Source organism: Vibrio sp. 1751 (assembly GCF_033339895.1).
GTDB lineage: Bacteria > Pseudomonadota > Gammaproteobacteria > Enterobacterales > Vibrionaceae > Vibrio > Vibrio alginolyticus.
Map to the genome: position 1 here is coordinate 1 of NZ_JAWOVM010000064.1, position 25,888 is coordinate 25,888.

40 protein-coding genes are annotated in these 25,888 nt (G+C 45.7%); 30 read left to right on the forward strand and 10 right to left on the reverse strand.

Going from position 1 to position 25,888, the window contains the following annotated elements; all coding sequences use genetic code 11:
- Window positions 1-170 (reverse strand): fructose-bisphosphatase class II (locus R7041_RS17170; protein ID WP_318128665.1); only part of this gene is annotated, 170 nt, incomplete at its 3' end.
- A gap of 348 nt (window positions 171-518) precedes the next feature.
- On the opposite strand from R7041_RS17170, the gene zapB reads away from it, so the two are divergent.
- A complete protein-coding gene (gene zapB / locus R7041_RS17175) occupies window positions 519-761 on the forward strand; it encodes a cell division protein ZapB (protein WP_005379536.1) in 243 nt (80 codons plus the stop codon).
- Window positions 762-896: 135 nt separating this feature from the next.
- Here the strand turns inward: zapB and rraA are convergent, their stop codons facing one another.
- From rraA to priA, 7 genes are all read right to left on the reverse strand, one after another.
- Window positions 897-1,403, reverse strand: a complete 507-nt coding sequence (gene rraA, locus R7041_RS17180; RefSeq protein WP_005379537.1) for a ribonuclease E activity regulator RraA — start codon at window positions 1,401-1,403, stop codon at window positions 897-899.
- A gap of 76 nt (window positions 1,404-1,479) precedes the next feature.
- Window positions 1,480-2,397, reverse strand: coding sequence for a 1,4-dihydroxy-2-naphthoate polyprenyltransferase (locus R7041_RS17185; RefSeq protein WP_104969015.1), 918 nt, complete (start codon window positions 2,395-2,397; stop codon window positions 1,480-1,482).
- Window positions 2,398-3,505: 1,108 nt separating this feature from the next.
- Window positions 3,506-4,837 carry an HslU--HslV peptidase ATPase subunit gene (gene hslU / locus R7041_RS17190; RefSeq protein WP_025768349.1) on the reverse strand — a complete coding sequence of 444 codons (1,332 nt, stop codon included), beginning with the start codon at window positions 4,835-4,837 and terminating at the stop codon, window positions 3,506-3,508.
- 23 nt (window positions 4,838-4,860) lie between these two features.
- Window positions 4,861-5,412, reverse strand: a complete 552-nt coding sequence (gene hslV / locus R7041_RS17195) for an ATP-dependent protease subunit HslV (RefSeq protein WP_005383176.1) — start codon at window positions 5,410-5,412, stop codon at window positions 4,861-4,863.
- 115 nt (window positions 5,413-5,527) lie between these two features.
- Window positions 5,528-6,076, reverse strand: a complete 549-nt coding sequence (gene ftsN / locus R7041_RS17200) for a cell division protein FtsN (protein ID WP_130544805.1) — start codon at window positions 6,074-6,076, stop codon at window positions 5,528-5,530.
- A gap of 225 nt (window positions 6,077-6,301) precedes the next feature.
- A complete protein-coding gene (cytR, locus tag R7041_RS17205) occupies window positions 6,302-7,330 on the reverse strand; it encodes a DNA-binding transcriptional regulator CytR (protein WP_254901949.1) in 1,029 nt (342 codons plus the stop codon).
- A gap of 303 nt (window positions 7,331-7,633) precedes the next feature.
- The gene (gene priA, locus R7041_RS17210; RefSeq protein ID WP_258512409.1) at window positions 7,634-9,838 is read right to left on the reverse strand and encodes a primosomal protein N'; all 2,205 of its coding nucleotides are present in this window, start codon (window positions 9,836-9,838) and stop codon (window positions 7,634-7,636) included.
- Window positions 9,839-10,133: 295 nt separating this feature from the next.
- Here priA and rpmE point away from each other — a divergent pair, with 295 nt between their 5' ends.
- The 29 genes from rpmE to rplQ all read left to right on the forward strand — a co-directional run bounded on the left by rpmE (window position 10,134) and on the right by rplQ (window position 24,471).
- On the forward strand, window positions 10,134-10,355 hold the full coding sequence (rpmE, locus tag R7041_RS17215; RefSeq protein WP_005379546.1) for a 50S ribosomal protein L31: 222 nt from the start codon (window positions 10,134-10,136) through the stop codon (window positions 10,353-10,355).
- Between the two features lie 456 nt (window positions 10,356-10,811).
- Entirely contained in the window at window positions 10,812-11,123 is a 312-nt protein-coding gene (rpsJ, locus tag R7041_RS17220) for a 30S ribosomal protein S10 (protein ID WP_004410492.1), read from the forward strand.
- 14 nt (window positions 11,124-11,137) lie between these two features.
- Window positions 11,138-11,767 carry a 50S ribosomal protein L3 gene (gene rplC / locus R7041_RS17225; RefSeq protein WP_005379555.1) on the forward strand — a complete coding sequence of 210 codons (630 nt, stop codon included), beginning with the start codon at window positions 11,138-11,140 and terminating at the stop codon, window positions 11,765-11,767.
- Window positions 11,768-11,784: 17 nt separating this feature from the next.
- Window positions 11,785-12,387 (forward strand): 50S ribosomal protein L4, encoded by a 603-nt coding sequence (rplD, locus tag R7041_RS17230; RefSeq protein ID WP_005379556.1) that lies wholly within the window; start codon window positions 11,785-11,787, stop codon window positions 12,385-12,387.
- A complete protein-coding gene (gene rplW, locus R7041_RS17235; protein WP_004398471.1) occupies window positions 12,384-12,686 on the forward strand; it encodes a 50S ribosomal protein L23 in 303 nt (100 codons plus the stop codon). The genes rplD and rplW overlap by 4 nt, the downstream gene beginning before the upstream one ends.
- 15 nt (window positions 12,687-12,701) lie before the next feature.
- A complete protein-coding gene (gene rplB, locus R7041_RS17240; protein ID WP_005383168.1) occupies window positions 12,702-13,526 on the forward strand; it encodes a 50S ribosomal protein L2 in 825 nt (274 codons plus the stop codon).
- Between the two features lie 21 nt (window positions 13,527-13,547).
- On the forward strand, window positions 13,548-13,826 hold the full coding sequence (gene rpsS / locus R7041_RS17245; protein WP_004394525.1) for a 30S ribosomal protein S19: 279 nt from the start codon (window positions 13,548-13,550) through the stop codon (window positions 13,824-13,826).
- Between the two features lie 10 nt (window positions 13,827-13,836).
- Window positions 13,837-14,169 carry a 50S ribosomal protein L22 gene (gene rplV / locus R7041_RS17250; RefSeq protein WP_005383164.1) on the forward strand — a complete coding sequence of 111 codons (333 nt, stop codon included), beginning with the start codon at window positions 13,837-13,839 and terminating at the stop codon, window positions 14,167-14,169.
- 18 nt (window positions 14,170-14,187) lie between these two features.
- Window positions 14,188-14,886 (forward strand): 30S ribosomal protein S3, encoded by a 699-nt coding sequence (gene rpsC, locus R7041_RS17255; protein WP_005383161.1) that lies wholly within the window; start codon window positions 14,188-14,190, stop codon window positions 14,884-14,886.
- An 11-nt stretch (window positions 14,887-14,897) separates the two neighbouring features.
- Window positions 14,898-15,308 (forward strand): 50S ribosomal protein L16, encoded by a 411-nt coding sequence (gene rplP / locus R7041_RS17260; RefSeq protein ID WP_005379577.1) that lies wholly within the window; start codon window positions 14,898-14,900, stop codon window positions 15,306-15,308.
- Complete coding sequence (gene rpmC / locus R7041_RS17265; protein WP_005379576.1) at window positions 15,308-15,499, forward strand: 50S ribosomal protein L29; 192 nt, start codon at window positions 15,308-15,310, stop codon at window positions 15,497-15,499. Before rplP ends, rpmC begins: the two co-directional genes overlap by 1 nt.
- The gene (gene rpsQ, locus R7041_RS17270) at window positions 15,499-15,753 is read left to right on the forward strand and encodes a 30S ribosomal protein S17 (RefSeq protein WP_005379575.1); all 255 of its coding nucleotides are present in this window, start codon (window positions 15,499-15,501) and stop codon (window positions 15,751-15,753) included. Before rpmC ends, rpsQ begins: the two co-directional genes overlap by 1 nt.
- 162 nt (window positions 15,754-15,915) lie before the next feature.
- Window positions 15,916-16,287 carry a 50S ribosomal protein L14 gene (gene rplN / locus R7041_RS17275; RefSeq protein ID WP_004410450.1) on the forward strand — a complete coding sequence of 124 codons (372 nt, stop codon included), beginning with the start codon at window positions 15,916-15,918 and terminating at the stop codon, window positions 16,285-16,287.
- 13 nt (window positions 16,288-16,300) lie between these two features.
- A complete protein-coding gene (gene rplX / locus R7041_RS17280; protein WP_005379574.1) occupies window positions 16,301-16,618 on the forward strand; it encodes a 50S ribosomal protein L24 in 318 nt (105 codons plus the stop codon).
- A gap of 23 nt (window positions 16,619-16,641) precedes the next feature.
- Window positions 16,642-17,181: a 50S ribosomal protein L5 gene (rplE, locus tag R7041_RS17285; RefSeq protein WP_005379573.1), complete on the forward strand. Its 540-nt coding sequence runs from the start codon at window positions 16,642-16,644 to the stop codon at window positions 17,179-17,181.
- A gap of 17 nt (window positions 17,182-17,198) precedes the next feature.
- On the forward strand, window positions 17,199-17,504 hold the full coding sequence (rpsN, locus tag R7041_RS17290) for a 30S ribosomal protein S14 (RefSeq protein WP_004410442.1): 306 nt from the start codon (window positions 17,199-17,201) through the stop codon (window positions 17,502-17,504).
- Window positions 17,505-17,533: 29 nt separating this feature from the next.
- Window positions 17,534-17,926: a 30S ribosomal protein S8 gene (rpsH, locus tag R7041_RS17295; protein WP_005379572.1), complete on the forward strand. Its 393-nt coding sequence runs from the start codon at window positions 17,534-17,536 to the stop codon at window positions 17,924-17,926.
- Window positions 17,927-17,939: 13 nt separating this feature from the next.
- The gene (gene rplF, locus R7041_RS17300) at window positions 17,940-18,473 is read left to right on the forward strand and encodes a 50S ribosomal protein L6 (RefSeq protein ID WP_005379570.1); all 534 of its coding nucleotides are present in this window, start codon (window positions 17,940-17,942) and stop codon (window positions 18,471-18,473) included.
- A gap of 9 nt (window positions 18,474-18,482) precedes the next feature.
- Entirely contained in the window at window positions 18,483-18,836 is a 354-nt protein-coding gene (gene rplR / locus R7041_RS17305; protein ID WP_005379568.1) for a 50S ribosomal protein L18, read from the forward strand.
- A gap of 14 nt (window positions 18,837-18,850) precedes the next feature.
- Entirely contained in the window at window positions 18,851-19,354 is a 504-nt protein-coding gene (rpsE, locus tag R7041_RS17310; RefSeq protein ID WP_004745894.1) for a 30S ribosomal protein S5, read from the forward strand.
- A gap of 7 nt (window positions 19,355-19,361) precedes the next feature.
- The gene (gene rpmD, locus R7041_RS17315) at window positions 19,362-19,538 is read left to right on the forward strand and encodes a 50S ribosomal protein L30 (RefSeq protein ID WP_005379565.1); all 177 of its coding nucleotides are present in this window, start codon (window positions 19,362-19,364) and stop codon (window positions 19,536-19,538) included.
- Window positions 19,539-19,543: 5 nt separating this feature from the next.
- Window positions 19,544-19,978 (forward strand): 50S ribosomal protein L15, encoded by a 435-nt coding sequence (gene rplO / locus R7041_RS17320; protein WP_005383155.1) that lies wholly within the window; start codon window positions 19,544-19,546, stop codon window positions 19,976-19,978.
- A 20-nt stretch (window positions 19,979-19,998) separates the two neighbouring features.
- The gene (gene secY, locus R7041_RS17325; RefSeq protein ID WP_005379562.1) at window positions 19,999-21,333 is read left to right on the forward strand and encodes a preprotein translocase subunit SecY; all 1,335 of its coding nucleotides are present in this window, start codon (window positions 19,999-20,001) and stop codon (window positions 21,331-21,333) included.
- A gap of 38 nt (window positions 21,334-21,371) precedes the next feature.
- On the forward strand, window positions 21,372-21,485 hold the full coding sequence (gene rpmJ, locus R7041_RS17330; protein ID WP_000868186.1) for a 50S ribosomal protein L36: 114 nt from the start codon (window positions 21,372-21,374) through the stop codon (window positions 21,483-21,485).
- A gap of 149 nt (window positions 21,486-21,634) precedes the next feature.
- The gene (gene rpsM, locus R7041_RS17335; protein ID WP_005383154.1) at window positions 21,635-21,991 is read left to right on the forward strand and encodes a 30S ribosomal protein S13; all 357 of its coding nucleotides are present in this window, start codon (window positions 21,635-21,637) and stop codon (window positions 21,989-21,991) included.
- 18 nt (window positions 21,992-22,009) lie between these two features.
- Window positions 22,010-22,399, forward strand: a complete 390-nt coding sequence (gene rpsK, locus R7041_RS17340; RefSeq protein ID WP_001118870.1) for a 30S ribosomal protein S11 — start codon at window positions 22,010-22,012, stop codon at window positions 22,397-22,399.
- A gap of 27 nt (window positions 22,400-22,426) precedes the next feature.
- A complete protein-coding gene (gene rpsD / locus R7041_RS17345; protein ID WP_005383146.1) occupies window positions 22,427-23,047 on the forward strand; it encodes a 30S ribosomal protein S4 in 621 nt (206 codons plus the stop codon).
- Window positions 23,048-23,071: 24 nt separating this feature from the next.
- Window positions 23,072-24,064, forward strand: a complete 993-nt coding sequence (locus R7041_RS17350; RefSeq protein WP_005383143.1) for a DNA-directed RNA polymerase subunit alpha — start codon at window positions 23,072-23,074, stop codon at window positions 24,062-24,064.
- Between the two features lie 26 nt (window positions 24,065-24,090).
- Complete coding sequence (gene rplQ, locus R7041_RS17355) at window positions 24,091-24,471, forward strand: 50S ribosomal protein L17 (RefSeq protein ID WP_005383141.1); 381 nt, start codon at window positions 24,091-24,093, stop codon at window positions 24,469-24,471.
- 135 nt (window positions 24,472-24,606) lie between these two features.
- Here the strand turns inward: rplQ and R7041_RS17360 are convergent, their stop codons facing one another.
- On the reverse strand, window positions 24,607-25,086 hold the full coding sequence (locus R7041_RS17360) for a DUF2780 domain-containing protein (protein ID WP_017820297.1): 480 nt from the start codon (window positions 25,084-25,086) through the stop codon (window positions 24,607-24,609).
- A 153-nt stretch (window positions 25,087-25,239) separates the two neighbouring features.
- Entirely contained in the window at window positions 25,240-25,860 is a 621-nt protein-coding gene (locus tag R7041_RS17365) for an FKBP-type peptidyl-prolyl cis-trans isomerase (protein ID WP_005383137.1), read from the reverse strand.
- Window positions 25,861-25,888: the final 28 nt, after the last annotated feature.

Sequence of the window (25,888 nt, forward strand, 5' to 3'; positions counted from 1 at the left end):
TCACCAATGACAATTTCACCACTGATATCTGTTTTGTTCAGTAGCGTGCGCATAACTTCAACAGCTGCGCCATCGGCTGCGTTTTTATCGCCACGGCCAAGCCATTTGTAACCAGCCAGGGCTGCACCTTCAGTCACACGGGAAAATGCCATTGCTAAATCGCGTTTCATGATGTCTCCAAGTAAGCAAGAGGGAAGAAGAATTTGCGCGGCGATTCTATCACAAGGTCGAGTAAACGTTTGCCTTTTTGCGAGGCTTTTACTTTATCTAACTTGAATTTGATCAATACTTAGGGCGATTTTCAGCGTAGCGGGACGCAAAATCCTTGCTCAAAAATGCTTCGGCGACAAGAAAAGTCAGCGTTTAGTGAGATTGCGCTGATTTTTTGACCGAATGATGCAAAATATCGAATATAGTGAGTGTTTCTCATCGCGACGCTGAGTAGAATGAACCTTATATAGGTTAGGTGTGCATCAATCTCGCACATCGTCCCAACGGAATAACATAGGTAGGCCAAGATGTCTTTTGAAGTACTAGAACAACTAGAATCTAAAATTCAAACTGCAGTTGACACAATCACTCTTCTTCAGATGGAAGTCGAAGAGCTGAAAGAAGATAAAGCTAAACTTGCGGAAGAAGCGAACGAGCTTCGCTCTCAACGTGAAGAGCTAGAGCAAAAAGCACAACAAGCACAGCAAGAGCACGCACAATGGCAAGAGCGCATTCGTGCACTACTTGGCAAAATGGACGAAGTGGAATAATTCAGCTTCTTCATTCCAAATTAAAAACACCCGCGTTAAGCGGGTGTTTGTGTTTTGGGCAAGTTGAAAATCGTTAGGACAAGCTCGATTCTGATAGCCAAGAGAAGGTCCTATAACTTAGGCGCCTAAGACTCGTTATGCTTCTTCATCCAACTCTAAATCAATATTCAATGGTTCAGGCGACAGGATAATTCCGGTGCTATCAGCATAAATATAATCTTCAGGTAAGAAGCTGACGCCGCCAAAGTTGACTGGTACATCTAATTCGCCAATACCCTGGCTGGTCGCTCCAACAGGAATAGAGGCGAGGGCTTGAATGCCTAAGTTCATATCTTCAAGTTCATCTACTTCACGAACACAGCCGTAAACGACAATGCCTTCCCACTCGTTTTCTTCCGCAATGGTTGCGATTTCTGCATCGATAAGGGCTTTACGTAGGGAACCGCCACCGTCAATTAACAAAACGCGACCAAGTCCATCTTGCTCTAATGTCTCGCGGATCAACGAATTATCTTCAAAACACTTGATGGTGGTGATTTGCCCGGCAAATGAAGCGCGACCGCCAAAGTTACTGAACATTGGTTCAACCACATCTACCTGATCGAGGTAGATATCACAGAGTGCTGAGGTATTGTATTCCATAGCGTACCTTTCTAAACAGAAATTGGTTGTCTTTGAGTATATCTAGGCATTAAGTCAATGCAATGACAATCCTTTTTTAACTTACTAGAGTTTGAGCTACCACAATTGTTGCAAACAAAACGTTGGTGACTAGAGAGCATTTCACGATGACTGGCATCATTGGTGCTATCTGAGCGGGCTTTTGTGTATGCCAAACTGCTTTACCATGATCGGCCACGAAATAAATACTAAGTAAAAATGGCAAGCTAATCCAAACGGGTTTGTCTTGAATTAACAAGTAAGCCGCAAAGGCAAGGATAGCTCCGCCAAGTAAGATAAAGTGGTACTGCTTGGCTTTACGTTGACCTAAGCGTACCGCCACCGTGCGTTTACCACACTCTCGGTCGTTCTCTATATCACGCATATTGTTGATGTTGAGTACTGCAACGGCGAGTAAACCGCAGCCTAAAGCAGGTAAGAATAGCGTGGTGTCTACGTGACCGGTATGCAAGAAGTAGGTACCGGATACGCCGAGTAAACCAAAAAACAAGAACACTGATATATCGCCAAGCCCCACGTAACCGTATGGTTTGCTACCCATGGTATAAGCAATGGCTGCGAGAATGGCCAAAATTCCCAGCCCGATAAAAGTAACAATGCTTTCCAGTGAACTTAGTGAATAGAAAACTAACACCAAGCCTGAGATTGCGGTCAGAACGATGTTAAAGATAATCGCTTGTTTCATCTGTTTAGCACTTACCGCGCCAGACTGCATCGCTCGTAATGGGCCAAGGCGTTTGTCGTTATCTGTACCTTGAACGGCATCGCCGTAGTCGTTCGCAAGATTGGATAGAATTTGCAGCAACGTCGCGGTTACGAAAGCCATGATGGCAATTGTCGGTGAAAAATGACCCGCCGAGTAGGCGAGTACACTACCCGTTAAGATAGAGACTAATGCCAGAGGTAGTGTTTTTGGGCGAGCGGCTTCAAGCCAGATCTGTAAAGATTGTTTCATGGAAATTTCGTGCTAGTAACCAATGTGCCCAGTATAAGCACAAAGAGGCAGATACGCTATTGACCTAAAACAACTCAACTAGAAGTCAAAGGGCGATTCAGAATCTATCGTCCGGTTGTGCGGTGGTGAAGGCGAGTGAGGAAAGAAAGGCGTTTGCTGTTAGCAGATTCTTAGTCTCGCTAGAATGACGAGATCTTTTTGATTTAGGTGTTGTCAAAGTCACCGCCATTCTGAACAACGAGTGTGATTCAGAATCGATCATCCGATTGTGCGGTGGTGAAGGGGAGTGGGAAAGAATAGGCGTCTGCTGTTACCAGATTCTTAGTCTCGCTTGAGCTCGCTAGAATGACCAGGTCTTTTGATTTAGATGTTGTCAAAGTCACCGTCATTCTGAGCAACGAGGAACGAGGTGATTCAGAATCTATCATCCGATTGTGCGGTGGTGAAGGCGAGTGGGGAAAGAAAGGCGTTTGCTGTTAGCAGATTCTTAGTCTCGCTTAAGCTCGCTAGAATGACGAGCTCTTTTGATTTAGATGTTGTCTAAGTCACCGTCATTCTGAACAGCGAGGAACGAGGTGATTCAGAATCTATCGTCCCAATAGTGCCGTGGTTAAGGTGAGTTGGAAAGAATAGGCGTCTGCTGTTAGCAGATTCTTAGTCTCGCTTGAGCTCTTAGAATGACGAGATCCTTGATTTGGGTGTTGTCTAAGTCACCGTCATTCTGAACAGCGAGGAACGAATGTGATTCAGAATCGATCATCCGATTGTGCGGTGATTAAGGTGAGCGAGGAAGAATAGGCGTCTGCTGTTAGCAGATTCTTAGTCTCGCTGGAGCTCGCTAGAATGACGAGATCTTTTGATTTAGATGTTATCTAAGTCACCGTCATTCTGAACAGCGAGAAACGAGGTGATTCAGAACCTATCGTCCCGGTTGTGCGGTGGTGAAGGTGAGTTGGAAAGAATAGGCGTCTTCTGTTAGCAGATTCTTAGTCTCGCTTGAGCTCGCTAGAATGACGAGATCTTTTGATTTAGATGTTGTCAAAGTCACCTCCATTCTAAACAAAAAGCCCAGAAACAAGGTTCTGGGCTTTGGTAAAATAGATTGCGATTAAAGAATAAAGCGGCTTAGATCTTCATCTTCAATTGTGTCGCCTAGGCGCGCTTTCACGTAAGCGGAATCAATAACGAATTTAGCGCCAGATTGCTCCGCTGCGTCGTAAGAGATTTCATCCATTAAGCGTTCCATAACGGTGTGTAAGCGACGAGCACCGATGTTTTCTGTGCTTTCGTTGACCGTCCATGCCGCTTCCGCGATTTGCGTGATGCCGTCTTCTGTGAATTCGATGTCCACATCTTCCGTTTTCATCAACGCAACGTACTGCTCTGTTAGAGAGGCTTTTGGTTCTGTCAGAATGCGTTTGAAGTCGTTGCTGCTTAGTGCTTCTAGCTCAACACGAATTGGTAGACGACCTTGCAATTCTGGGATCAAGTCAGATGGTTTTGCCACTTGGAATGCACCAGATGCAACAAACAGAATGTGGTCTGTTTTTACCATGCCGTGCTTGGTTGATACCGTGCTGCCTTCAATCAATGGAAGTAGGTCGCGCTGAACACCTTCGCGTGAAACGTCTGGGCCTGAGCTCTCGCCGCGTTTACAGATCTTGTCGATCTCATCGATAAATACGATGCCGTTGTTTTCAACGTTGAAAATCGCTGCTTCTTTTAGCTCTTCTTGGTTTACCAGTTTCGCCGCTTCTTCTTCCGCTAACGCTTTCATTGCGTCTTTGATTTTCAGCTTACGTTTTTTCTTAGTGTCGCCTGCTAGGTTTTGGAACATGCCTTGCAGCTGGTTAGTCATCTCTTCCATACCAGGAGGCGCCATGATCTCTACGCCCATTTGTGGTGCGGCTACGTCGATTTCAATTTCTTTATCGTCTAGTTGGCCTTCACGCAGTTTCTTACGGAAGATCTGGCGAGTGTGAGAAGACTCTTCCGTTTGCTCTGCTTGACCCCAGCTATCACGTGCTGGTGGCAGTAGCGCATCAAGAATGCGTTCTTCCGCTTGCTCTTCTGCGCGGAATTTCACTTTTTCCATCGCTTGTTGATGCGTCATTTTCACAGCGACATCTGTTAGGTCACGGATGATGGTTTCAACTTCTTTACCAACGTAACCCACTTCGGTGAATTTTGTCGCTTCAACTTTGATGAAAGGGGCATTTGCCAGTTTTGCTAGGCGTCGTGCGATTTCAGTCTTACCAACACCAGTAGGGCCAATCATCAAGATGTTTTTTGGCGTCACTTCGGCACGCAAGCTTTCTTCAAGCTGCATGCGGCGCCAGCGGTTACGCAGTGCAATCGCAACCGAACGTTTGGCTTTTTCTTGACCGATAATGTGGCGGTTCAATTCATGAACGATTTCGCGAGGCGTCATTTCAGACATATTCTTTCCTTACTTCGTTACGATTACGCGGTTGGTTTTTCAGGCTCTACTGTTGAGTCTAGCTCTTCTACCGTGTGGTGATGGTTAGTGAAGACACAAATATCACCCGCGATATTGAGAGCTTTTTCCGCGATCTCACGAGCATCTAGATCTGTGTTTTCTAGTAGGGCGGTTGCGGCAGCTTGTGCGTAAGCACCACCAGAGCCAATCGCAATCAGGTCATGTTCTGGCTGTACGACATCACCATTACCGGTAATGATTAACGATGCGGTTTCGTCGGCAACGGCAAGTAAGGCTTCGAGCTTGCGCAAAGCACGATCGCTACGCCAGTCTTTGGCTAGCTCAACTGCCGCTTTGGTTAGGTGACCTTGGTGCATTTGCAGTTTGCTTTCGAAGCGCTCAAAAAGGGTGAAGGCATCCGCAGTACCGCCGGCAAAGCCCGCTAGTACTTGGTTGTTGTATAGGCGGCGAACTTTGCGCGCATTACCTTTCATTACGGTATTGCCTAGAGATACTTGGCCATCACCCGCGATGACGACTTTATTATTTCGACGTACAGATACAATGGTAGTCACAGTCGACCTCTTGATTATTTCTCTTTGGATTTAATTCAGTATATGGGGGAGGAGAAATGGGGATTCAAGGGGGCAAAAAGAAAGGCCCTAGGATCTTAGCTCCTAGGGCCTGAGTTTAAAGATTTTCTTTCCAAATCGCGCACGGCTCGATTTTCGCGCGTTGCAGTTTATGACGGTCACGTTCTGCATCACGTTTGAACTTATACGGACCTAGCACCACGCGATACCATGAACTGCCTTCTTTCTTACGAATCTTGCTCGACATCCCTTGGAACGCGATTGCAAGCTTGCGCTCTTCCGCTTGTGCCTGAGTTTTGTACGCGCCACACTGCATTATGTAAGGAATTTTAGAAACTTCAATTTCTTTGGCCACAACCTCAACTTCACGTTTCGGTAGTGACTCAACATATTCCCATTTTTCTTCTGGTGGTGGCGGCAAGTCTTTTTTCGGCTTTGGTTTGCTGACAGTGGTTGTTGGCTGCTTCACGACTGGTTGTTTAGGTTCTGGGTCGCTACTCAAAAGGTAAAGACCATAGCCAAAACCGCCCACGAGCAAGATAGCGAGCAGGCCACTGCGCCAAGGTTTTTTTCTTCTCGGCGGCTGTTTTTTTGTCGACTTTTTTGGGGTGCCTCGCCCCCGTCTTACATAATCTCTATTTGCCACGGTTATTTCTGGTCATCAAGGATTCTTGCAAATATGTTAATCCAGAACGAGTTGAGAAAACACCCTATTGATAGAATCTTGATAGCTAAAGCGCGACAACGCCCGAGTGTAGGAGTGTGTTTCCGTTCTCGCTTACATTTATTCAGGGATACACAAAAAGCAGGAGGGGTAAATAAAAAAGCGGCGCCTTAGCACCGCTTTGGGGATGAATACCTAATCTTTAGGTTAAGGGCGCTGTGGTGGCGCTGCACTTCCACGAATGACGAGATTAGTTTCAAGCAGACGCGAGCCTGAATGCACGTCGTGGCCTTTTAACATCTCGAGCATCATTAGCATCGCTTGTCGACCAATCTCATAGCGAGGTTGAGAGATGGTGGTCAACGGTGGATCGCAGTACTGAGCGAAGTTAATGTCATCAAAGCCCACAACAGAGAGATCTTGCGGTACTCGTAAGCCAAGCTTTTTTGCTTCTTGAATTGCGCCGATGGCCATTGTGTCACAGTGACAGAAAATAGCCGTTGGTGGTTCTGGCAATTCGAGCAGTTTACGAACGGCTTTTGCTCCGCCATCAAAAGAGAACTCAGTAATGACACTATATTGTGGATCTTTATTGATGCCGGCACGGCGCAGGGCTTGTTGGTAGCCTTGTTGGCGGAACTGACACAATATTGCTGTATCAGGTCCAGAGATTTGAGCAATGCGTTTATGACCTAATTGAGTCAGGTAATTCACTGCTTCAAATGCTGAGGTCAGGTTATCAATATGTACTGTCGGAAGCTCGAGCTCTGGCGCAAATTCACACGCCATTACCATCGGAGGTAAGTTCTTTTGCTCTGGCTTACTGACATCGAATGGTAGATCTGTACCAAGCAGTAGCATTCCATCTGCCTGCTTAGTAAATACGAGGTTAACGAAAGAGCTTTCGCGTTTCTTCTGTTGTCCGCTATCGCCCAGTAGGACTAGATAGCCATGTTCCATGGCTGCATCTTCAATACCGCGAATAATTTCAGAAAAATAAGGATCACAGATGTCGGGAACGATAGTAACAATGGTTTTTGATTCGTTTCTACGTAAGTTACGCGCTAATGAGTTTGGAGAATAACCCGCTTCAAGTACGGCATCTTCTACTCTCTTTCTTGTAGAAGAAGAGACTTTCTCTGGATTCATTAAGGCTCGAGATACCGTAGCCGTAGACACTCCCGCAAGCTGGGCAACATCCTTCATTGTCGCCATAGTTTTTAACCTCTCATTTATTTTTTGCCAAGATGACGTTATTCCGGTTTGAAATCAGAGTAATCAAACCGAGTTAGAGCTGTGTTTGCTCTTCGCTCAGTTCGTGTTAACGAGTGGGAAAATGGATTCTTCACCGCGATATCAATTTGTGGGAATAGTCATTGTTTTAATCTAAGCCTGTGCAAACAAGTCACTTTAGACTTTTCTAATTTGGATAGTCTATTCATTTCTAAAGTGAAAGTTACGGTCTGTTTAACAAAAATTGTAATCTTGGTGTGATTCTGGTCACATTAAATGGTAATTCATTACATAGTTAAACGTTTGCTAGCTGAGATCTTGTGGTTCTATGTCTAAATTCCAGCGTACTTTCTTAGCATTTGGCAACAACTCAATAGCAGGTTTGGCACTGGTTAATAACTTTTGCATCAATGAACGATGCTGAGTTTGCAGTAATAGTTGCCAACGGTATTTACCAGCCCGCTTGGCCAAAGGTGAAGGAGTAGGGCCTAACACCATGCAGGAATCATCGAACAGAGGGTGTGACTCTAACGTAAAGCGAACCTGACGCAGGAAGTCTTCAACTACCTCACTTTGGTTCGCCTCTGCTTTAAACAGAGTCAAGAAACTATAAGGCGGAAGCTGAGCCAGTTTGCGTTCTTCCAGAGCAGTCATAGCAAAGTGGCGATAGTCTTTTTGAAGTAGGGCCTGCAGCAAGCTGTGCTCAGGATGGTGGGTTTGTAGGATAACCTCGCCAGGTTTACTTGCGCGGCCGGCACGACCTGCGACTTGAATAAACAACTGCGCTAGTCGCTCGGAAGCGCGGAAGTCACTACTATAGAGAGAGCCATCAACATCCAAAAGAGCAACGAGCGTTACATTTGGAAAATGGTGCCCCTTAGCCAGCATTTGGGTGCCAATCAGAATTTGATGTTCACCTTTACGAATCGATTCAAGGGCATCTTCCAAACTACCTTTGCGACGTGTGCTGTCTCTGTCGATGCGAATGGCGTTGTATTCTGGAAATAACTGAGCCAATTGTTGTTCGAGTTGTTCCGTTCCTACGCCGACGGTAACCAATTGAGTTGAACCACACCCCTGACACTGATGAATTACCGGTTGTTGTGAGCCGCAGTGATGGCAGCGTATTTCGTTGCTGTAATGGTGGAACGTGTAGTACGCATCACAGCGTTTACATTCTGCAATCCAACCGCATTCATGGCACATCAAAGCGGGCGAAAAGCCTCGGCGGTTAAGAAACAACATTACTTGATTGCCAGCTTTTAAATGCTTGCGCATCTCGGCAATCAGTTGGGCAGATAAGCCACTTTCTAAATACTGACCTTTTACATCTAACACTTTATTGGTGGTTGGTACGGCAGAGCCAGCTCGTTGGGTTAGTGTTAAATGGTGATACTTGCCTGACAAGGCATTGTGCAATGTCTCCAGTGCAGGTGTGGCTGAGCCTAGAACAATCGGAACTTGTTCTTTATGAGCGCGCATTACAGCAACATCGCGTGCATGATAACGCAAGCTATCTTGCTGTTTGTAAGAGGTGTCATGTTCCTCGTCCACAATGATAATCCCGAGATCAGCAAAAGGCGCGAGTAGGGCAGAGCGTGTGCCGATAATGATTCCGGCCGCTTTGTCGCGTGCAGAAAGCCACGCATTCAGACGCTCCGTCTCGTTTAACCCGGAGTGGATGACGTCAACTGGTACATTAAAACGGTGTTTAAAGCGGTTGATGGTTTGGGGCGTTAGACCGATCTCAGGTACTAAAACTAATGCTTGTTTCCCTTGCTCTAAAACTGGTTTGATAAGGTTTAAGTAAACTTCTGTTTTACCAGAGCCAGTTACTCCCTCTAATAAATAGCAAGCAAAACCTGTTTGGCTATTTACACTCGCAATAGCCAGCGCTTGTTCGTGGTTGAGCTTTGGCTTCTCGACGTCGCATTCAACGTGCTGTCCCCACTGGGTGATTGCAGGCTTCTTCTCGATACGTTCAATCCAGCCTTTATCTTCTAAAGACTTTAGTACTGTTGAGGCGATCTCTTGGTCGACAAATTCCTGGTGAGGCAAAGCGCCGTTTATAAGCATTTGCAAGACCTTCTGTTGTTTGACCGCTCGACGATCAAGCCCTTGCATCAGCTTGTCTTTACCGGATTCGGTAATTTGCCACTCTTGTAGCGTCGCAAAATCTGCAGGCTTTCCTTTACGTAGAGCTGCTGGCATCGCATTGTGTAGCGTATCTCCAAGTGGGTATTGGTAGAACTGGCTGCACCAAGTCAGCAACGAATAAAGCTTTTCAGACCATAACGGCTGAGAATCAAGAACTGCTTTGATTGGCTTGAGTTGATCTTTGGGAAAGTCCGAGTGATTAACCATTGCGGTGACGATGCCGACTAAGGTTTGGCGTCCAAAAGGCACGGAAACGCGTCCACCAATGATCGGAAACAGGTGCCCCGGAATGGCGTAATCAAATTGTTTGTCGAGCGGAACGGGTAATGCCACTCTAGCAATGGTTGGACGCATAAATTCTTAGCTATTAAAAAGAGGGAAAGGAAATGAGAGTCTATTAAAATCGGTATGGAAATTCGAGTAAAGCTATGTGATTCAGCGTGAATCGTGCCTCTATGATTAGTCTGGCTAAAAAAGTGGCGAAAAAGTTGCCAAATGTGTTGATCCGAGCAATGTGATTCTTTACTATATCGCGCCTTGAGATATGGCTTCGGCAATTAGTTGATGCGGTATCCCATTTTATTATTAATTGCGTGTGGTGTGCGGCTTAGATTCGTATAGCGACACGGCCTACTATTGAGGTTATCCCATGAAAGCTGGTATCCACCCAGAATACAAAGCAGTAAAAGCTACTTGTTCTTGCGGCAACTCTTTTGAGTTCAACTCTACTCTAGGTAAAGAGTCTATCCACCTAGACGTATGTGACAAGTGTCACCCATTCTACACTGGTAAGCAACGTATCGTTGATACAGGCGGCCGTGTTGATCGCTTCAACAAGCGTTTCGGTGCACTATCAAGCGGTAAGAAATAATAGCAGCCGCTATTACGATTACAGTTTAGAAAAGGACGCTTCGGCGTCCTTTTTGTTTTAATGGCTACCAAGCGAAGAGGAATGTATGGGGTTTGGAATATTCCCGATTATTTTTCACTCAGCGCTTGCAACCTAAAGTGTGATCTGTATAATGCAGCGCACTGGTTAAGCCAGTTGTGAACCAATGAGCAGTGAGGAGCGAGCAAATCTAAGGATTTGCGAGGTAATGTATACTCAGCTTATGTTCGCGGTTAATACAATTAGCTATCTTTTCTTCGGAAAAACTATCCTCAAAGGTGACTTTGGCATATAGGGATAGTTAATCGAAAATTAACTGACAATGCGTCCTAATCTTGGATGCTACGGTTTCACATAAATCAATCGGCATTCTCTCGTCTTGACGAGTTTGAGTGGCGATATTGTTTGTGTAATTTATTAAATTTGGAGCTCTGTCTCATGCAGAACCAACGTATCCGTATCCGCCTAAAAGCTTTCGATTACAAACTAATCGATGCTTCTACAGCGGAAATCGTTGAAACAGCTAAGCGCACTGGCGCACAGGTTCGTGGTCCAATCCCACTGCCAACTCGTAAAGAGCGTTTCACAGTTCTTATCTCTCCACACGTTAACAAGAAAGCACGTGACCAGTACGAAATCCGTACTCACAAGCGTCTAATCGACATCGTTGAGCCAACAGACAAGACTGTTGATGCTCTAATGCGTCTAGACCTTGCTGCGGGCGTTGACGTTCAAATTAGCCTAGGTTAAGGGAGATTAGAAGTATGATTGGTCTAATCGGTCGTAAAGTGGGCATGACCCGCGTATTTACTGAAGAAGGCGTTTCTATCCCAGTAACAGTTGTTGAGGTTGAAGCTAACCGTGTTTCTCAAGTGAAAACTCTTGAAACTGACGGCTACGCAGCAATCCAGGTTACAGCTGGTTCTAAGAAAGCTAACCGCGTAAACAAAGCTGAAGCAGGTCACTTTGCTAAAGCTGGCGTTGAAGCTGGTCGCGGTCTTTGGGAATTCCGTTTAGAAAACGGCGAAGAGTTCGAAGTTGGTTCAGAACTAACTGTTGAACTATTCAACGAAACTAAGAAAGTAGACGTTACTGGTACATCTAAGGGTAAAGGTTTCCAAGGCGCTGTTAAGCGTTGGAACTTCCGTACTCAAGATATGACTCACGGTAACTCATTGTCTCACCGTGCTCCTGGTTCTATCGGTCAATGTCAGACTCCAGGTCGCGTATTTAAAGGCAAGAAAATGGCAGGTCACATGGGTGCTGAGCGTGTAACGACTCAAAACCTAGAGATCGTACGTGTTGACGCTGAGCGCAACCTGCTTCTTATTAAAGGTGCAGTCCCAGGCGCAACTGGCGGCAACGTGATCGTTAAACCAGCTGTTAAAGCATAACGTCTCAGGAGTAAGTAATGGAACTAATGGTTAAAGGTGCCGATGCACTAACTGTTTCCGAAACTACTTTCGGACGTGAGTTTAACGAAGCTCTTGTACACCAAGTAGTTGTTGCGTACGCAGCAGGTGCTCGTCAAGGTACTCGTGCTCAAAAAACACGTTCAGAAGTTTCTGGCGGTGGCGCTAAGCCATGGCGTCAAAAAGGTACTGGCCGTGCGCGTGCTGGTACAATCCGTAGCCCAATCTGGCGTACAGGTGGTGTTACTTTTGCTGCGAAACCACAAGATCACAGCCAAAAAGTAAACAAAAAAATGTACCGTGGTGCTATGAAGAGCATTCTTTCTGAGCTTGTTCGTCAAGAGCGTCTAATCGTTGTTGATAACTTCTCAGTTGAAGCACCAAAGACTAAAGAGCTAGTTGCTAAGCTTAAAGAGCTTGAGCTAACTGACGCTCTAATCGTGACTAGCGAAGTAGATGAGAATCTATTCCTAGCTGCTCGTAACCTATACAAAGTTGACGCACGTGATGTTGCTGGTATCGATCCAGTATCTCTAATCGCGTTTGACAAAGTTGTAATGACTGCAGAAGCAGTTAAGCAAGTAGAGGAAATGCTAGCATGATCACTGAAGAGCGTATCCTAAAAGTTCTACGTGCACCGCACATCTCTGAAAAAGCAACTATGGCAGCTGAGAAAGCGAACACTATCGTTTTCAAAGTAGCTAAAGATGCGACTAAAAAAGAGATCAAAGCAGCTGTAGAAAAGCTATTTGAAGTTGAAGTTAAGTCTGTAAATACTCTTATCACTAAGGGTAAGACCAAACGTCAAGGTCTACGCCAAGGTCGCCGCAGCGACGTTAAGAAAGCGTACGTTACTTTGAAAGAAGGTCAAGATCTTGACTTCGTTGGCGGCGCGGAATAACAGGAGTAGTTAAAAATGGCTATTGTTAAATGTAAGCCGACTTCCCCTGGTCGTCGTCACGTTGTTAAAGTTGTTAACGCTGACCTACACAAGGGCAAGCCATACGCACCTCTTCTAGAGAAAAACTCTAAGAACGGTGGTCGTAACAACAAGGGTCGTATCACAGTACGTCACATCGGCGGTGGTCACAAGCACCACTACCGTGTAGTTGACTTCAAACGTACTAAAGATGGTATTCCAGCGACAGTTGAGCGTCTTGAATACGATCCAAACCGTAGCGCAAACATTGCTCTAGTTCTTTACAAAGACGGTGAGCGTCGCTACATCCTAGCACCTAAAGGTGTTGTAGCTGGTGATGTTATTCAGTCTGGTGTTGATGCACCAATCAAAGCTGGTAACACTCTACCAATGCGTAATATCCCAGTAGGTTCAACAGTACATAACGTTGAACTTAAGCCTGGTAAAGGTGGTCAGCTAGCTCGTTCGGCTGGTGCTTACGCTCAAATCGTTGCTCGCGACGGTGCGTACGTAACTATCCGTCTACGTTCTGGCGAGATGCGCAAAGTTCTTTCTGAAGGCCGTGCAACAATCGGTGAAGTTGGTAACTCTGAGCACATGCTACGTGAACTTGGTAAAGCAGGTGCATCACGTCATCGCGGTATCCGTCCAACGGTTCGTGGTGTTGTAATGAACCCGATTGACCACCCACATGGTGGTGGTGAAGGTCGTACTTCTGGTGGTCGTCACCCAGTATCTCCTTGGGGTATGCCTACTAAAGGCTTCAAGACTCGTAAGAACAAACGCACTGACAAGTACATCGTACGTCGTCGTAACAAGTAATCTATATAAAGAGGAATCGCCATGCCACGTTCTCTCAAGAAAGGTCCTTTTATTGACCTACACTTGCTGAAGAAGGTAGAGAAAGCGGTGGAAAGCGGAGACAAAAAGCCTATTAAGACTTGGTCCCGTCGTTCAATGATCATCCCTACGATGATCGGTTTGACCATCGCTGTCCATAATGGTCGTCAGCACGTACCAGTATTTGTAACTGATGAAATGATCGGTCACAAACTGGGTGAATTCGCACCAACACGTACTTACCGCGGTCACGCTGCGGATAAGAAAGCTAAGAAGCGCTAAGGAGTAGATAATGGAAGCAATTGCTAAACATAACTTTGCTCGCATTTCGCCTCAGAAAGCTCGCTTAGTTGCGGATCTAATCCGTGGTAAATCTGTTGACCAAGCTCTAGAAATCCTAACGTTCAGCAACAAAAAAGCTGCTGCACTAGTTAAGAAAGTTCTAGAGTCTGCTATCGCTAACGCGGAGCACAACGAAGGTGCAGATATTGACGATCTGAATGTCGCAAAAATCTTTGTAGATGAAGGCCCAACCATGAAGCGTATTATGCCTCGTGCTAAAGGTCGTGCGGATCGTATCTTGAAGCGTTCAAGCCACATCACTGTTGTTGTAGCAGATCGCTAGAGACTAGGAGAGTAAGCAATGGGTCAAAAAGTACATCCAAATGGTATTCGTCTAGGCATCGTTAAGCCTTGGAATGCTACATGGTTTGCTAACACCAAAGATTTCGCTGACAACCTAGACGGCGACTTCAAGGTACGTCAGTTCCTTACAAGTGAACTGAAAAAAGCGTCTCTATCACGTATCGTTATCGAGCGTCCTGCTAAGAGCATCCGTGTGACTATTCACACTGCTCGTCCAGGCGTTGTTATCGGTAAGAAAGGTGAAGACGTTGAGAAGCTACGCGCAGCTGTAGCTAAAATTGCAGGTGTACCAGCGCAAATTAACATCGCTGAAGTACGTAAGCCTGAACTAGATGCGCAACTTGTTGGTGACAGCATCGCGTCTCAGCTAGAGCGTCGTGTTATGTTCCGTCGTGCTATGAAGCGCGCAGTACAAAACGCAATGCGCCTAGGCGCTAAAGGTATCAAAGTGGAAGTAAGCGGTCGTCTAGGCGGCGCTGAAATCGCACGTTCAGAGTGGTACCGTGAAGGCCGTGTGCCTCTACACACTCTACGTGCTGACATTGATTACGCAACTTCTTCGGCTCACACTCAATACGGTGTGATCGGCATTAAAACTTGGATCTTCAAAGGTGAAATCCTAGGTGGTATGCCAGCAGCTAACGCTGTAGAGCCTAAAGGCGACAAGCCTAAGAAGCAGCGTAAAGGCCGTAAGTAAGGAGTCGACAGATGCTACAACCTAAACGTACTAAGTTCCGTAAGGTTCAGACTGGTCGTAACCGTGGTCTAGCTAAAGGTACTGATGTAAGCTTCGGCGAATTCGGTCTTAAAGCTGTTGGCCGTGGTCGTCTAACTGCTCGTCAAATCGAAGCGGCACGTCGTGCAATGACACGTCACGTTAAGCGTCAAGGTAAAATCTGGATCCGTGTGTTCCCAGACAAACCAATCACAGAAAAACCACTTGAAGTTCGTCAAGGTAAGGGTAAAGGTAACGTTGAGTACTGGGTAGCCCAAATCCAACCTGGTAAGGTTATGTACGAAATGGGTGGTGTACCTGAAGAATTGGCACGTGAAGCGTTCCGTCTTGCGGCACGTAAACTGCCTTTCAAAACTACATTTGTAACTAAGCAGGTGATGTGATGAAAGCACAAGATCTACGCGAGAAAAGCGTTGAAGAGCTTAACGCTGAGCTAATGAATTTGCTACGCGAACAGTTCAACTTGCGCATGCAAGCTGCGACTGGTCAACTACAGCAAACTCATACTCTGAAAGCTGTACGCCGTGATATCGCACGTGTGAAAACTGTTTTGACTGAGAAGGCAGGCGCATAATGAGCGAAGTAAAACGTACTCAACAAGGTCGTGTTGTTAGCGACAAGATGGACAAGTCTATCACTGTTGCTATCGAACGTTTCGTAAAACACCCAATCTACGGTAAATACGTAAAACGTACGACTAAAGTACACGCACATGACGAGAACAACGAGTGTGGCCTAGGCGACACAGTTGAAATCGCAGAGTGTCGTCCACTGTCTAAGACTAAGTCTTGGACTTTGGTAAAAGTTCTAGAAAAGGCGAAGATTTAATCTCGTTAATTCTATGAAACTAAAGCGGCTCCAAAATATTTTTGGAGCCGTTTATTTTTTGACTACCCAATCACAAAAAAGGGTGGTACAATTCGCGTCCCTTTTAAAGAGGCAGCCCGACCCGTGATGGGTCTAGTTATTAATATTTAGCGGAGCACTAACATGATCCAAATGCAAAGTATGCTGGACGCAGCTGATAACTCAGGCGCACGCAGCGTAATGTGTATTAAGGTTCTGGGTGGCTCTCACCGCCGTTATGCACATATCGGTGACGTCATCAAAGTTACTGTGAAGGAAGCAATCCCTCGCGGTAAAGTTAAAAAAGGTGATGTTCTGAAGGCGGTGGTAGTGCGCACCCGTAAAGGCGTACGTCGTCCTGACGGTTCTGTCATTCGCTTCGACCGAAATGCTTGCGTATTGCTAAACGACAATACTGAGCAACCAATCGGTACACGTATCTTTGGTCCTGTGACACGCGAACTTCGTGGCGATAAGTTCATGAAGATCGTTTCACTGGCTCCAGAAGTTCTGTAAGGAGCACGTAGAAATGGCAGCTAAAATCCGTCGTAATGACGAAGTAATCGTTCTTGCTGGTAAAGACAAAGGCAAGAAAGGTAAAGTAACTAAGGTTCTAGCAACTGGTAAAGTTATCGTTGAAGGTATCAACCTAGTTAAGAAACATCAGAAACCTGTTCCAGCTATGGGTATCCAAGGCGGTATCGTAGAGCAAGAAGCAGCTATCGACGTTTCTAACGTGGCTATCTTTAACGCAGCTACTGGTAAAGCTGACCGTATCGGTTTCCGTTTTGAAGACGGCAAAAAAGTTCGTTTCTTCAAGTCTAACGGCGAAACCGTTTCTAACTAATAGAAGTAATTTGGAGTTCTACTATGGCGAAACTGCATGATTACTACAAGTCGTCTGTAGTCGCTGAACTGACCAAACAGTTCGGTTACACAAGCGTCATGCAAGTCCCTAGAATCGAGAAAATCACCCTAAACATGGGTGTTGGTGAAGCAATCAACGATAAGAAACTGCTAGAAAATGCAGCGTCTGATATGGCAACGATCTCTGGTCAAAAGCCACTTATCACAAAAGCGCGCAAATCTGTTGCAGGTTTCAAAATCCGTGAAGGCTACCCTATCGGTTGTAAAGTAACCTTGCGTGGCGAACGTATGTGGGATTTTCTTGAGCGTTTAATTAACATCGCTCTTCCACGTGTACGTGACTTCCGTGGTGTTAGCGCTAAGTCTTTTGACGGTCGCGGTAACTACAGCATGGGCGTTCGCGAGCAAATCATCTTCCCGGAAATCGACTTTGATAAAGTTGATCGAGTACGCGGTCTAGACATCACTATTACGACGTCTGCTGGTACTGATGAGGAAGGCCGTGCTCTGCTGGCTGCCTTTAACTTCCCATTCCGTAAGTAAGGTGAAGGGTTACTGTTATGGCTAAAAATTCAATGAAAGCACGTGAAGCAAAACGTGCGAAGCTAGTAGCTAAGTTCGCTGAAAAGCGTGCAGCGCTAAAAGCTATCATCAGCGATGTAAACGCATCTGAAGAAGATCGTTGGAACGCGGTTCTTACACTGCAATCTCTTCCACGTGATTCAAGTGCATCACGTCAGCGCAACCGTTGCAACCAAACTGGTCGTCCACACGGTTACCTACGTAAGTTCGGTCTAAGCCGTATTAAGGTTCGTGAAGCTTGCATGAAAGGCGAGATTCCGGGTCTTCGTAAGGCTAGCTGGTAATTGCCACTTAATCATTTGGAGTAAATCATATGAGCATGCAAGATCCGATTTCGGATATGCTGACCCGCGTTCGTAACGGTCAGGCAGCAAACAAAGTTGCTGTAAAAATGCCTTCTTCAAAGCTTAAAGTTGCAATTGCTGCACTACTAAAAGCTGAAGGTTACATCGTTGACTTCGCTGTTGAAGGCGAAGCAAAACCTGAGCTAGAAGTTACACTTAAGTACTTCCAAGCTAAACCAGTAATCGAGCAACTTAAACGTGTTTCTCGTCCAGGTCTACGTGTTTACAAGAAGAAAGATGAACTTCCTTCTGTAATGGGTGGTCTTGGTATTGCTATCGTTTCTACTTCCAAGGGTCTTATGTCAGACCGCGCTGCACGTAAAGCAGGTCTTGGTGGTGAAATCATCGCTTACGTAGCTTAATAAGGAGTAGACTATGTCTCGTGTTGCAAAAGCACCTGTCGCTATTCCAGCTGGCGTAGAGGTGAAACTAAACGGCCAAGAAATCACTGTAAAAGGTGCGAAAGGCGAACTAACTCGCGTTCTTAACAACGCAGTTGTAATCGCTCAGGAAGAAAATAACCTGACTTTCGGTCCTAAAGAAGGTGTTGCTAACGCATGGGCTCAAGCAGGTACTGCTCGCGCTCTAGTTAACAACATGGTTGTTGGTGTTACTGAAGGCTTTACTAAGAAGCTAACTCTTAAAGGTGTAGGTTACCGTGCTGCTATCAAAGGCAACGCTGTAGGTCTAACACTAGGCTTCTCACACCCAGTTGAGCACGAGTTGCCAGCGGGTATTAAAGCTGAATGTCCAAGCCAAACTGAAATCGTGATCACTGGTGCTGACAAGCAACTAGTTGGTCAAGTTGCGGCTGACATTCGTTCTTACCGTGAGCCTGAGCCATACAAAGGCAAAGGTGTTCGTTACGCAGATGAAAATGTGCGTACTAAAGAAGCTAAGAAGAAGTAAGGTAACACTATGGATAAGAAAGCATCTCGCATCCGTCGTGCTACACGTGCACGTCGTAAGATTGCAGAACTGGGTGCGACTCGCCTAGTTGTACACCGTACTCCTCGTCACGTGTACGCACAGGTTATCGCGGCTAACGGCTCTGAGGTTATCGCAGCAGCTTCTACTGTAGAAAAAGCGATCCGTGAGCAAGTGAAATACACTGGTAACGTTGATGCAGCTAAAGCAGTGGGTAAAGCTATTGCTGAGCGCGCTCTAGAGAAGGGCGTAACTGCAGTTGCATTTGATCGTTCTGGTTTCCAATACCACGGTCGAGTAGCGGCGCTAGCAGAATCTGCTCGCGAAGCTGGTCTGAAATTCTAAGGTAGGGTTGGAAGATGGCTAAAGAACAACAAGTTCAAGCGAATGATTTGCAAGAAAAGCTAATCGCAGTTAACCGTGTTTCTAAAACGGTTAAAGGTGGTCGAATCATGAGCTTCACTGCACTAACAGTAGTTGGTGACGGTAACGGTCGTGTAGGTTTCGGTTACGGCAAAGCTCGTGAAGTACCTGCAGCGATTCAAAAAGCAATGGAAAAAGCGCGTCGTAACATGACTACGATCGCTCTAAACGAAGGCACTCTTCACCACCCAGTGAAAGGTCGCCATTCGGGCTCTAAAGTTTACATGCAGCCTGCTGCAGAAGGTACTGGTGTTATCGCAGGTGGTGCGATGCGTGCAGTACTAGAAGTTGCTGGTGTACACAACGTACTATCTAAAGCGTACGGTTCTACGAACCCTATCAACATCGTTCGTGCAACGATCGATGCACTAGGTAGCATGAAGTCACCAGAAATGGTTGCTGCTAAACGTGGTCTAACTGTTGAATCTATTTCGGAGTAAGAACACCATGGCAACTATTAAAGTAACTCAAACTAAAAGCTCAATTGGTCGTCTGCCAAAGCACAAAGCTACTTTGCGCGGTCTAGGTCTTCGTAAAATCAACCACACAGTAGAACTTGAAGATACTCCGTGTATTCGCGGTATGATCAACAAGGTTTACTACATGGTTAAAGTTGAGGAGTAATCAGAATGCGTTTGAATACTCTAGCACCGGCTGCTGGCGCGAAAACTTCTGCGAAGCGAGTAGGTCGTGGTATCGGTTCAGGCCTAGGTAAAACTGGTGGCCGTGGTCACAAAGGTCAAAAATCACGTTCTGGCGGCAGTGTTCGTCCAGGCTTCGAAGGCGGTCAGATGCCTCTGAAACAACGTCTACCAAAATTCGGTTTCACTTCTCGTAAGAGCCTAGTGTCTGCTGAAGTTCGTCTAGCTGAGCTAGCGAAAGTTTCTGGTGACGTAGTTGATCTAAACAGTCTTAAAGCTGCTAACATCATCACTAAGAACATCGAATTTGTAAAAGTTGTTCTTTCTGGTGAAATCAACAAAGCAGTGACTGTTAAAGGTCTACGTGTGACTAAAGGCGCTAAAGCTGCAATCGAAGCTGCAGGCGGTAAAATCGAGGAATAATCTCGAGGAACGAGGTACAGATGGCTAAGAAACCAGGACAAGATTTTCGTAGTGCTCAGAGCGGCTTAAGTGAACTAAAGTCGCGCTTGTTATTCGTAATTGGTGCACTTTTAGTATTCCGAGCCGGCTCTTTTGTGCCGATTCCTGGTATTGACGCTGCTGTACTTGCCGATTTGTTCGAACAGCAAAAAGGTACCATCGTTGAAATGTTTAACATGTTCTCCGGTGGTGCTCTTGAGCGTGCATCTATATTAGCATTGGGCATCATGCCGTATATTTCGGCATCTATTGTTGTCCAATTGCTAACTGTAGTTCATCCAGCGTTAGCTGAACTCAAAAAAGAGGGTGAAGCAGGCCGTCGTAAGATAAGCCAATACACACGCTACGGCACGCTTGTACTTGCAACCTTCCAAGCTATAGGTATTGCAACTGGCCTACCAAACATGGTCGACAATCTGGTTGTTATCAACCAAACCATGTTTACGCTAATTGCTACCGTAAGTTTAGTAACCGGTACCATGTTCTTGATGTGGTTAGGTGAACAAATTACAGAGCGCGGAATTGGTAACGGTATTTCGATACTGATTTTTGCAGGTATTGTTGCTGGATTGCCTTCTGCAATCGGTCAAACAATCGAGCAAGCGCGTCAAGGTGAATTGCATGTACTTCTTCTGTTGCTAATCGCGGTATTAGCTTTCGCAGTAATTTACTTCGTTGTTTTCATGGAACGTGGTCAACGCCGAATCGTCGTTAACTATGCGAAACGTCAACAGGGTCGTAAAGTGTTTGCTGCGCAAAGCTCGCACTTGCCTCTTAAAATTAACATGGCAGGTGTAATTCCAGCGATTTTTGCATCAAGTATTATCTTGTTCCCAGGAACATTGGCTCAGTGGTTTGGTCAAAACGGTGAGAGCAGCGCGTTCGGTTGGTTAACTGACGTGTCTTTGGCTCTTAGCCCTGGTCAACCGTTGTATGTAATGCTTTATGCAGCAGCAATTATCTTCTTCTGTTTCTTCTACACGGCGTTGGTTTTCAACCCGCGTGAAACAGCAGATAACTTGAAGAAGTCTGGTGCATTCGTACCCGGTATCCGCCCAGGTGAGCAGACAGCGAAATACATTGATAAAGTAATGACACGTTTAACCCTTGCTGGTGCACTGTACATTACCTTTATCTGTCTGATTCCCGAGTTCATGATGGTCGCGTGGAACGTACGTTTCTACTTCGGCGGTACATCGCTACTAATCGTAGTTGTTGTAATTATGGACTTTATGGCACAGGTACAGACTCATCTGATGTCTCAACAGTATGATTCTGTGTTGAAGAAAGCGAATCTGAAAGGCTACGGCCGTTAATCCGGCGGTAGACTCAGTTTCATTTACGGAGTTTAGCAATGAAAGTTCGTGCTTCCGTTAAAAAAATCTGCCGTAACTGTAAAGTAATCAAGCGTAACGGTGTCGTTCGCGTGATTTGCAGTGAGCCAAAGCACAAACAGCGCCAAGGCTAATTAGCAGAAATTTTTACTTGAAAATGAAGGTTGGGTCGAGTATATTCCTCGGCCTACCTTTTGCGTGCAAAAGAAGTAGTATTCCGCAGCGTATCCATAACGGGCTTTGCTGCGGCTAATTCTTTTATAGAAACACTTAGGAGTGAATAATGGCCCGTATAGCAGGCATTAACATTCCTGATCAGAAACATGCAGTAATCGCTCTAACAGCGATCTACGGCATCGGTAAAACTCGCTCTCAAGCTATCCTAGCTGAAGTGGGTATTGCTGAAAATGTTAAGATCAGTGAACTAACTGAAGAGCAGATCGATCAACTGCGTGATGGTGTAGCTAAGTACACTGTAGAAGGTGATCTACGTCGTGAAGTATCTATGAACATCAAGCGTCTTATGGACCTTGGCTGTTACCGTGGTCTTCGTCATCGTCGCAGTCTACCACTACGTGGACAGCGTACTAAAACCAACGCTCGCACCCGTAAGGGTCCGCGTAAGCCGATCAAGAAATAATCGGGAAGGTAGAGTACAATGGCTAAACAACCAACTCGCGCTCGTAAGCGCGTACGCAAGCAAGTTGCAGATGGCGTTGCGCACATCCATGCTTCTTTCAATAACACAATCGTAACCATTACTGACCGTCAAGGTAACGCTCTTGCATGGGCTACTGCAGGTGGTTCTGGTTTCCGTGGTTCTCGTAAGTCTACTCCGTTCGCTGCACAGGTTGCTGCTGAGCGTTGTGCTGAAATGGCTAAAGAATACGGCCTAAAGAACTTGGAAGTTATGGTTAAGGGTCCTGGTCCAGGTCGCGAATCTACTGTTCGTGCACTAAACGCCGCTGGTTTCCGCATCACAAACATCGTTGATGCTACACCAATCCCTCATAACGGTTGTCGTCCACCTAAGAAACGTCGCGTATAACGTTTCTAGGACAATTGGAGAAGAATCATGGCAAGATATTTGGGTCCTAAGCTGAAGCTTAGCCGTCGTGAAGGCACTGACTTATTCCTTAAGTCTGGTGTTCGCGCGATCGATACCAAGTGTAAAATTGATAACGCACCAGGTGTACACGGCGCTCGTCGCGGTCGTCTATCTGAGTATGGCGTTCAGCTTCGTGAGAAGCAAAAAGTACGTCGTATGTACGGCGTTCTAGAAAAACAATTCCGTAACTACTACAAAGAAGCTGCTCGCCTAAAAGGCAACACTGGTGAAAACCTACTTCAGCTTCTTGAAGGTCGTCTTGATAACGTAGTTTACCGCATGGGCTTTGGCGCAACTCGCGCAGAAGCACGTCAGCTAGTTAGCCACAAAGCTATCCTAGTAAACGGTAAAGTTGTAAACGTTCCTTCTTTCAAAGTAGCGGCTAATGACGTTGTTTCTATTCGCGAGAAAGCTAAACAGCAAGCTCGTATCAAAGCAGCTCTAGAAGTTGCTGAACAACGTGAAAAACCAACTTGGATTGAAGTAGATGGTGGCAAGATGGAAGGTACATTCAAGCGTATGCCTGAGCGTTCTGATCTATCAGCTGACATCAACGAACAATTGATCGTCGAGCTTTACTCTAAGTAAGGTTTAAACTAAAGAGAGGACACAATGCAGGGTTCTGTAACAGAATTTCTTAAGCCACGTCTAGTTGACATCGAACAAATCAGCTCGACTCACGCAAAAGTAACTCTTGAGCCATTAGAGCGTGGCTTTGGTCATACTCTGGGTAATGCACTTCGCCGCATCCTTCTATCTTCTATGCCAGGTTGTGCTGTAACAGAAGTAGAAATTGAAGGCGTACTTCATGAGTACAGCACGAAAGAAGGCGTTCAAGAAGATATTCTTGAAATTCTTCTAAACCTTAAAGGTTTGGCTGTGCGCGTTGCCGAAGGCAAAGATGAAGTGTTCATTACTTTGAACAAATCAGGCTCGGGCCCTGTGGTTGCAGGTGACATCACCCATGATGGTGATGTAGAGATCGCTAACCCTGAACACGTAATTTGTCACCTGACGGATGACAACGCTGAGATCGCAATGCGTATCAAAGTTGAACGTGGTCGTGGTTATGTTCCAGCTTCTGCGCGTATCCATAACGAAGAAGACGAGCGTCCTATCGGTCGCCTACTAGTAGATGCTACTTACAGCCCAGTAGACAAAATTGCCTACGCTGTAGAAGCAGCTCGTGTAGAACAGCGTACTGATCTAGACAAGCTTGTTATCGATATGGAAACAAACGGTACTCTAGAACCTGAGGAAGCAATCCGTCGTGCAGCTACAATCCTAGCTGAACAATTGGATGCATTCGTAGATCTTCGTGATGTACGAGTTCCTGAGGAGAAGGAAGAGAAGCCAGAATTCGATCCGATCCTACTGCGTCCTGTAGACGATCTTGAACTAACAGTTCGCTCTGCTAACTGTCTGAAAGCAGAAGCGATTCACTACATCGGTGATCTAGTACAACGTACTGAGGTTGAGCTACTTAAAACGCCTAACCTTGGTAAAAAATCTCTTACTGAGATTAAAGACGTACTTGCGTCACGTGGTCTGTCTCTGGGCATGCGCCTAGAAAACTGGCCACCTGCATCAATCGCTGAAGATTAATCGATACTAGTTAGAAGGATTAGGTCATGCGCCATCGTAAGAGTGGTCGTCAACTCAACCGCAACAGCTCACATCGCAAAGCGATGTTCAGCAACATGGCTAGCTCTCTAGTACGTCATGAAGTTATCAAGACTACTTTGCCAAAAGCAAAAGAGCTACGTCGCGTAGTTGAGCCTTTGATTACACTAGCTAAGACTGACAGTGTTGCTAACCGTCGTCTAGCATTTGCACGTACTCGTGACAACGAAGTAGTTGCAAAACTATTTAACGAACTAGGTCCACGTTTTGCTGCTCGTCAGGGCGGTTACACTCGTATCCTAAAAGCTGGCTTCCGTGCTGGTGATAAAGCTCCAATGGCTTACATTGAGCTTGTAGATCGCCCAGCTGCTGAAGAAGCTGCTGAGTAATCAGTTCGTAAGAACGAGAAAGCCGAGCATTAGCTCGGCTTTTTTGTATCTGTAATTCTGTAAACCTTTATATCCAGCCTGCATTTATTTCAACCCATGCAGACTGGCAATTTAAAAAGTGATTATCACTTACGCTTATTTACTAGTATTCCACAACCCGCCCAACGAACTTAGAAGCCCTTCGCTAGCGCCTTGCTTGTTCAAGTAATCCAAGATTACTGGAGCAAACTGACTGATCATAGATGGGTCTAAACCTAACGTATCGAATGCACTTTTTACTGCACTGATATTCTCAATATTTCCTAGTAAGCTTTGTGCTCCTTGCAAGTTTGAAAGTCCAGGAATCAAAGACTGTAATTCACTACTATTTTCTTGCGAAAGCTGGCTTTGAGCCAAAGCGAGTAGCGCACCACTGCCTCCGGCTGCTTGCTCAGTGGATACTGGTAATTGGCTAGTTAGCATGTCTGTTAATGGAGATGACTCGGTGTTCAAGCTGCTGCCGACCATGTCCATCAGACCACTTTCTTTACTTTTTTGAGTGACTGAATCTAAGAATGCGTGCGCACTACCAATGTTGATTGATAGGAGTGCTAGAGTTAGGAGTGTTTTACGCATAGTACCTCCAAAGGTTGAGCGTTTTTTAAAAGTGATTTTATTTTTAAAGGCTATCAGAGTGAAAGGTTCAGAGGTGAGAAAGTCTATTCAGTTTAGACAAAAAAACGGCGCTAGTGCGCCGTTTTATTTAATCATAATTGAAAATGGTTTCAATTAGATAATATCTAATAGTTCTACTTCGAAAACTAAAGCTGCAAATGGAGGGATAGCCGCACCAGCGCCACGCTCACCGTACGCAAGATCTTGTGGTACGTATAGCTTCCACTTAGAGCCAACAGGCATTAGTTGTAGTGCCTCTACCCAACCTTTGATCACACCTGTAACAGGGAATTCAGCAGGTTGACCGCGAGATACAGAGCTATCGAATACAGTACCGTCAGTTAGCTCACCGTGGTAGTGAACGCGAACTGAGCTTTCTGCTGTAGGAACTGCACCAGTACCTTCAGAAATGATTTCGTACTGAAGACCAGAGTCTAGAACGTTAACTTCAGGTCGTAGAGCGTTGTCTTTTAGGAACGCTTCGCCTTCTGCTGCCGCAATTTTTGCTGCTTCTTGGCGAGCTGTTTCTGCACGAGTGTGAAGTTCTTGTAGTGCTTTGTTGATTTCATCAATTTCGATTGATGGCATGTCACCAGTTAGTGCTGTTGCAATACCCGCTGCGATAGCATCAACGCTAAGACCTTCAAGACCAGAGCCTGCAAGTTGCTGACCCATTTGCAGACCAATGCCGTAGCTTGCTTTTTGTTCTGCAGTTTCAAATTTAATTTCAGACATGAATGTCGCTCTTATTAGGAGTGATAAA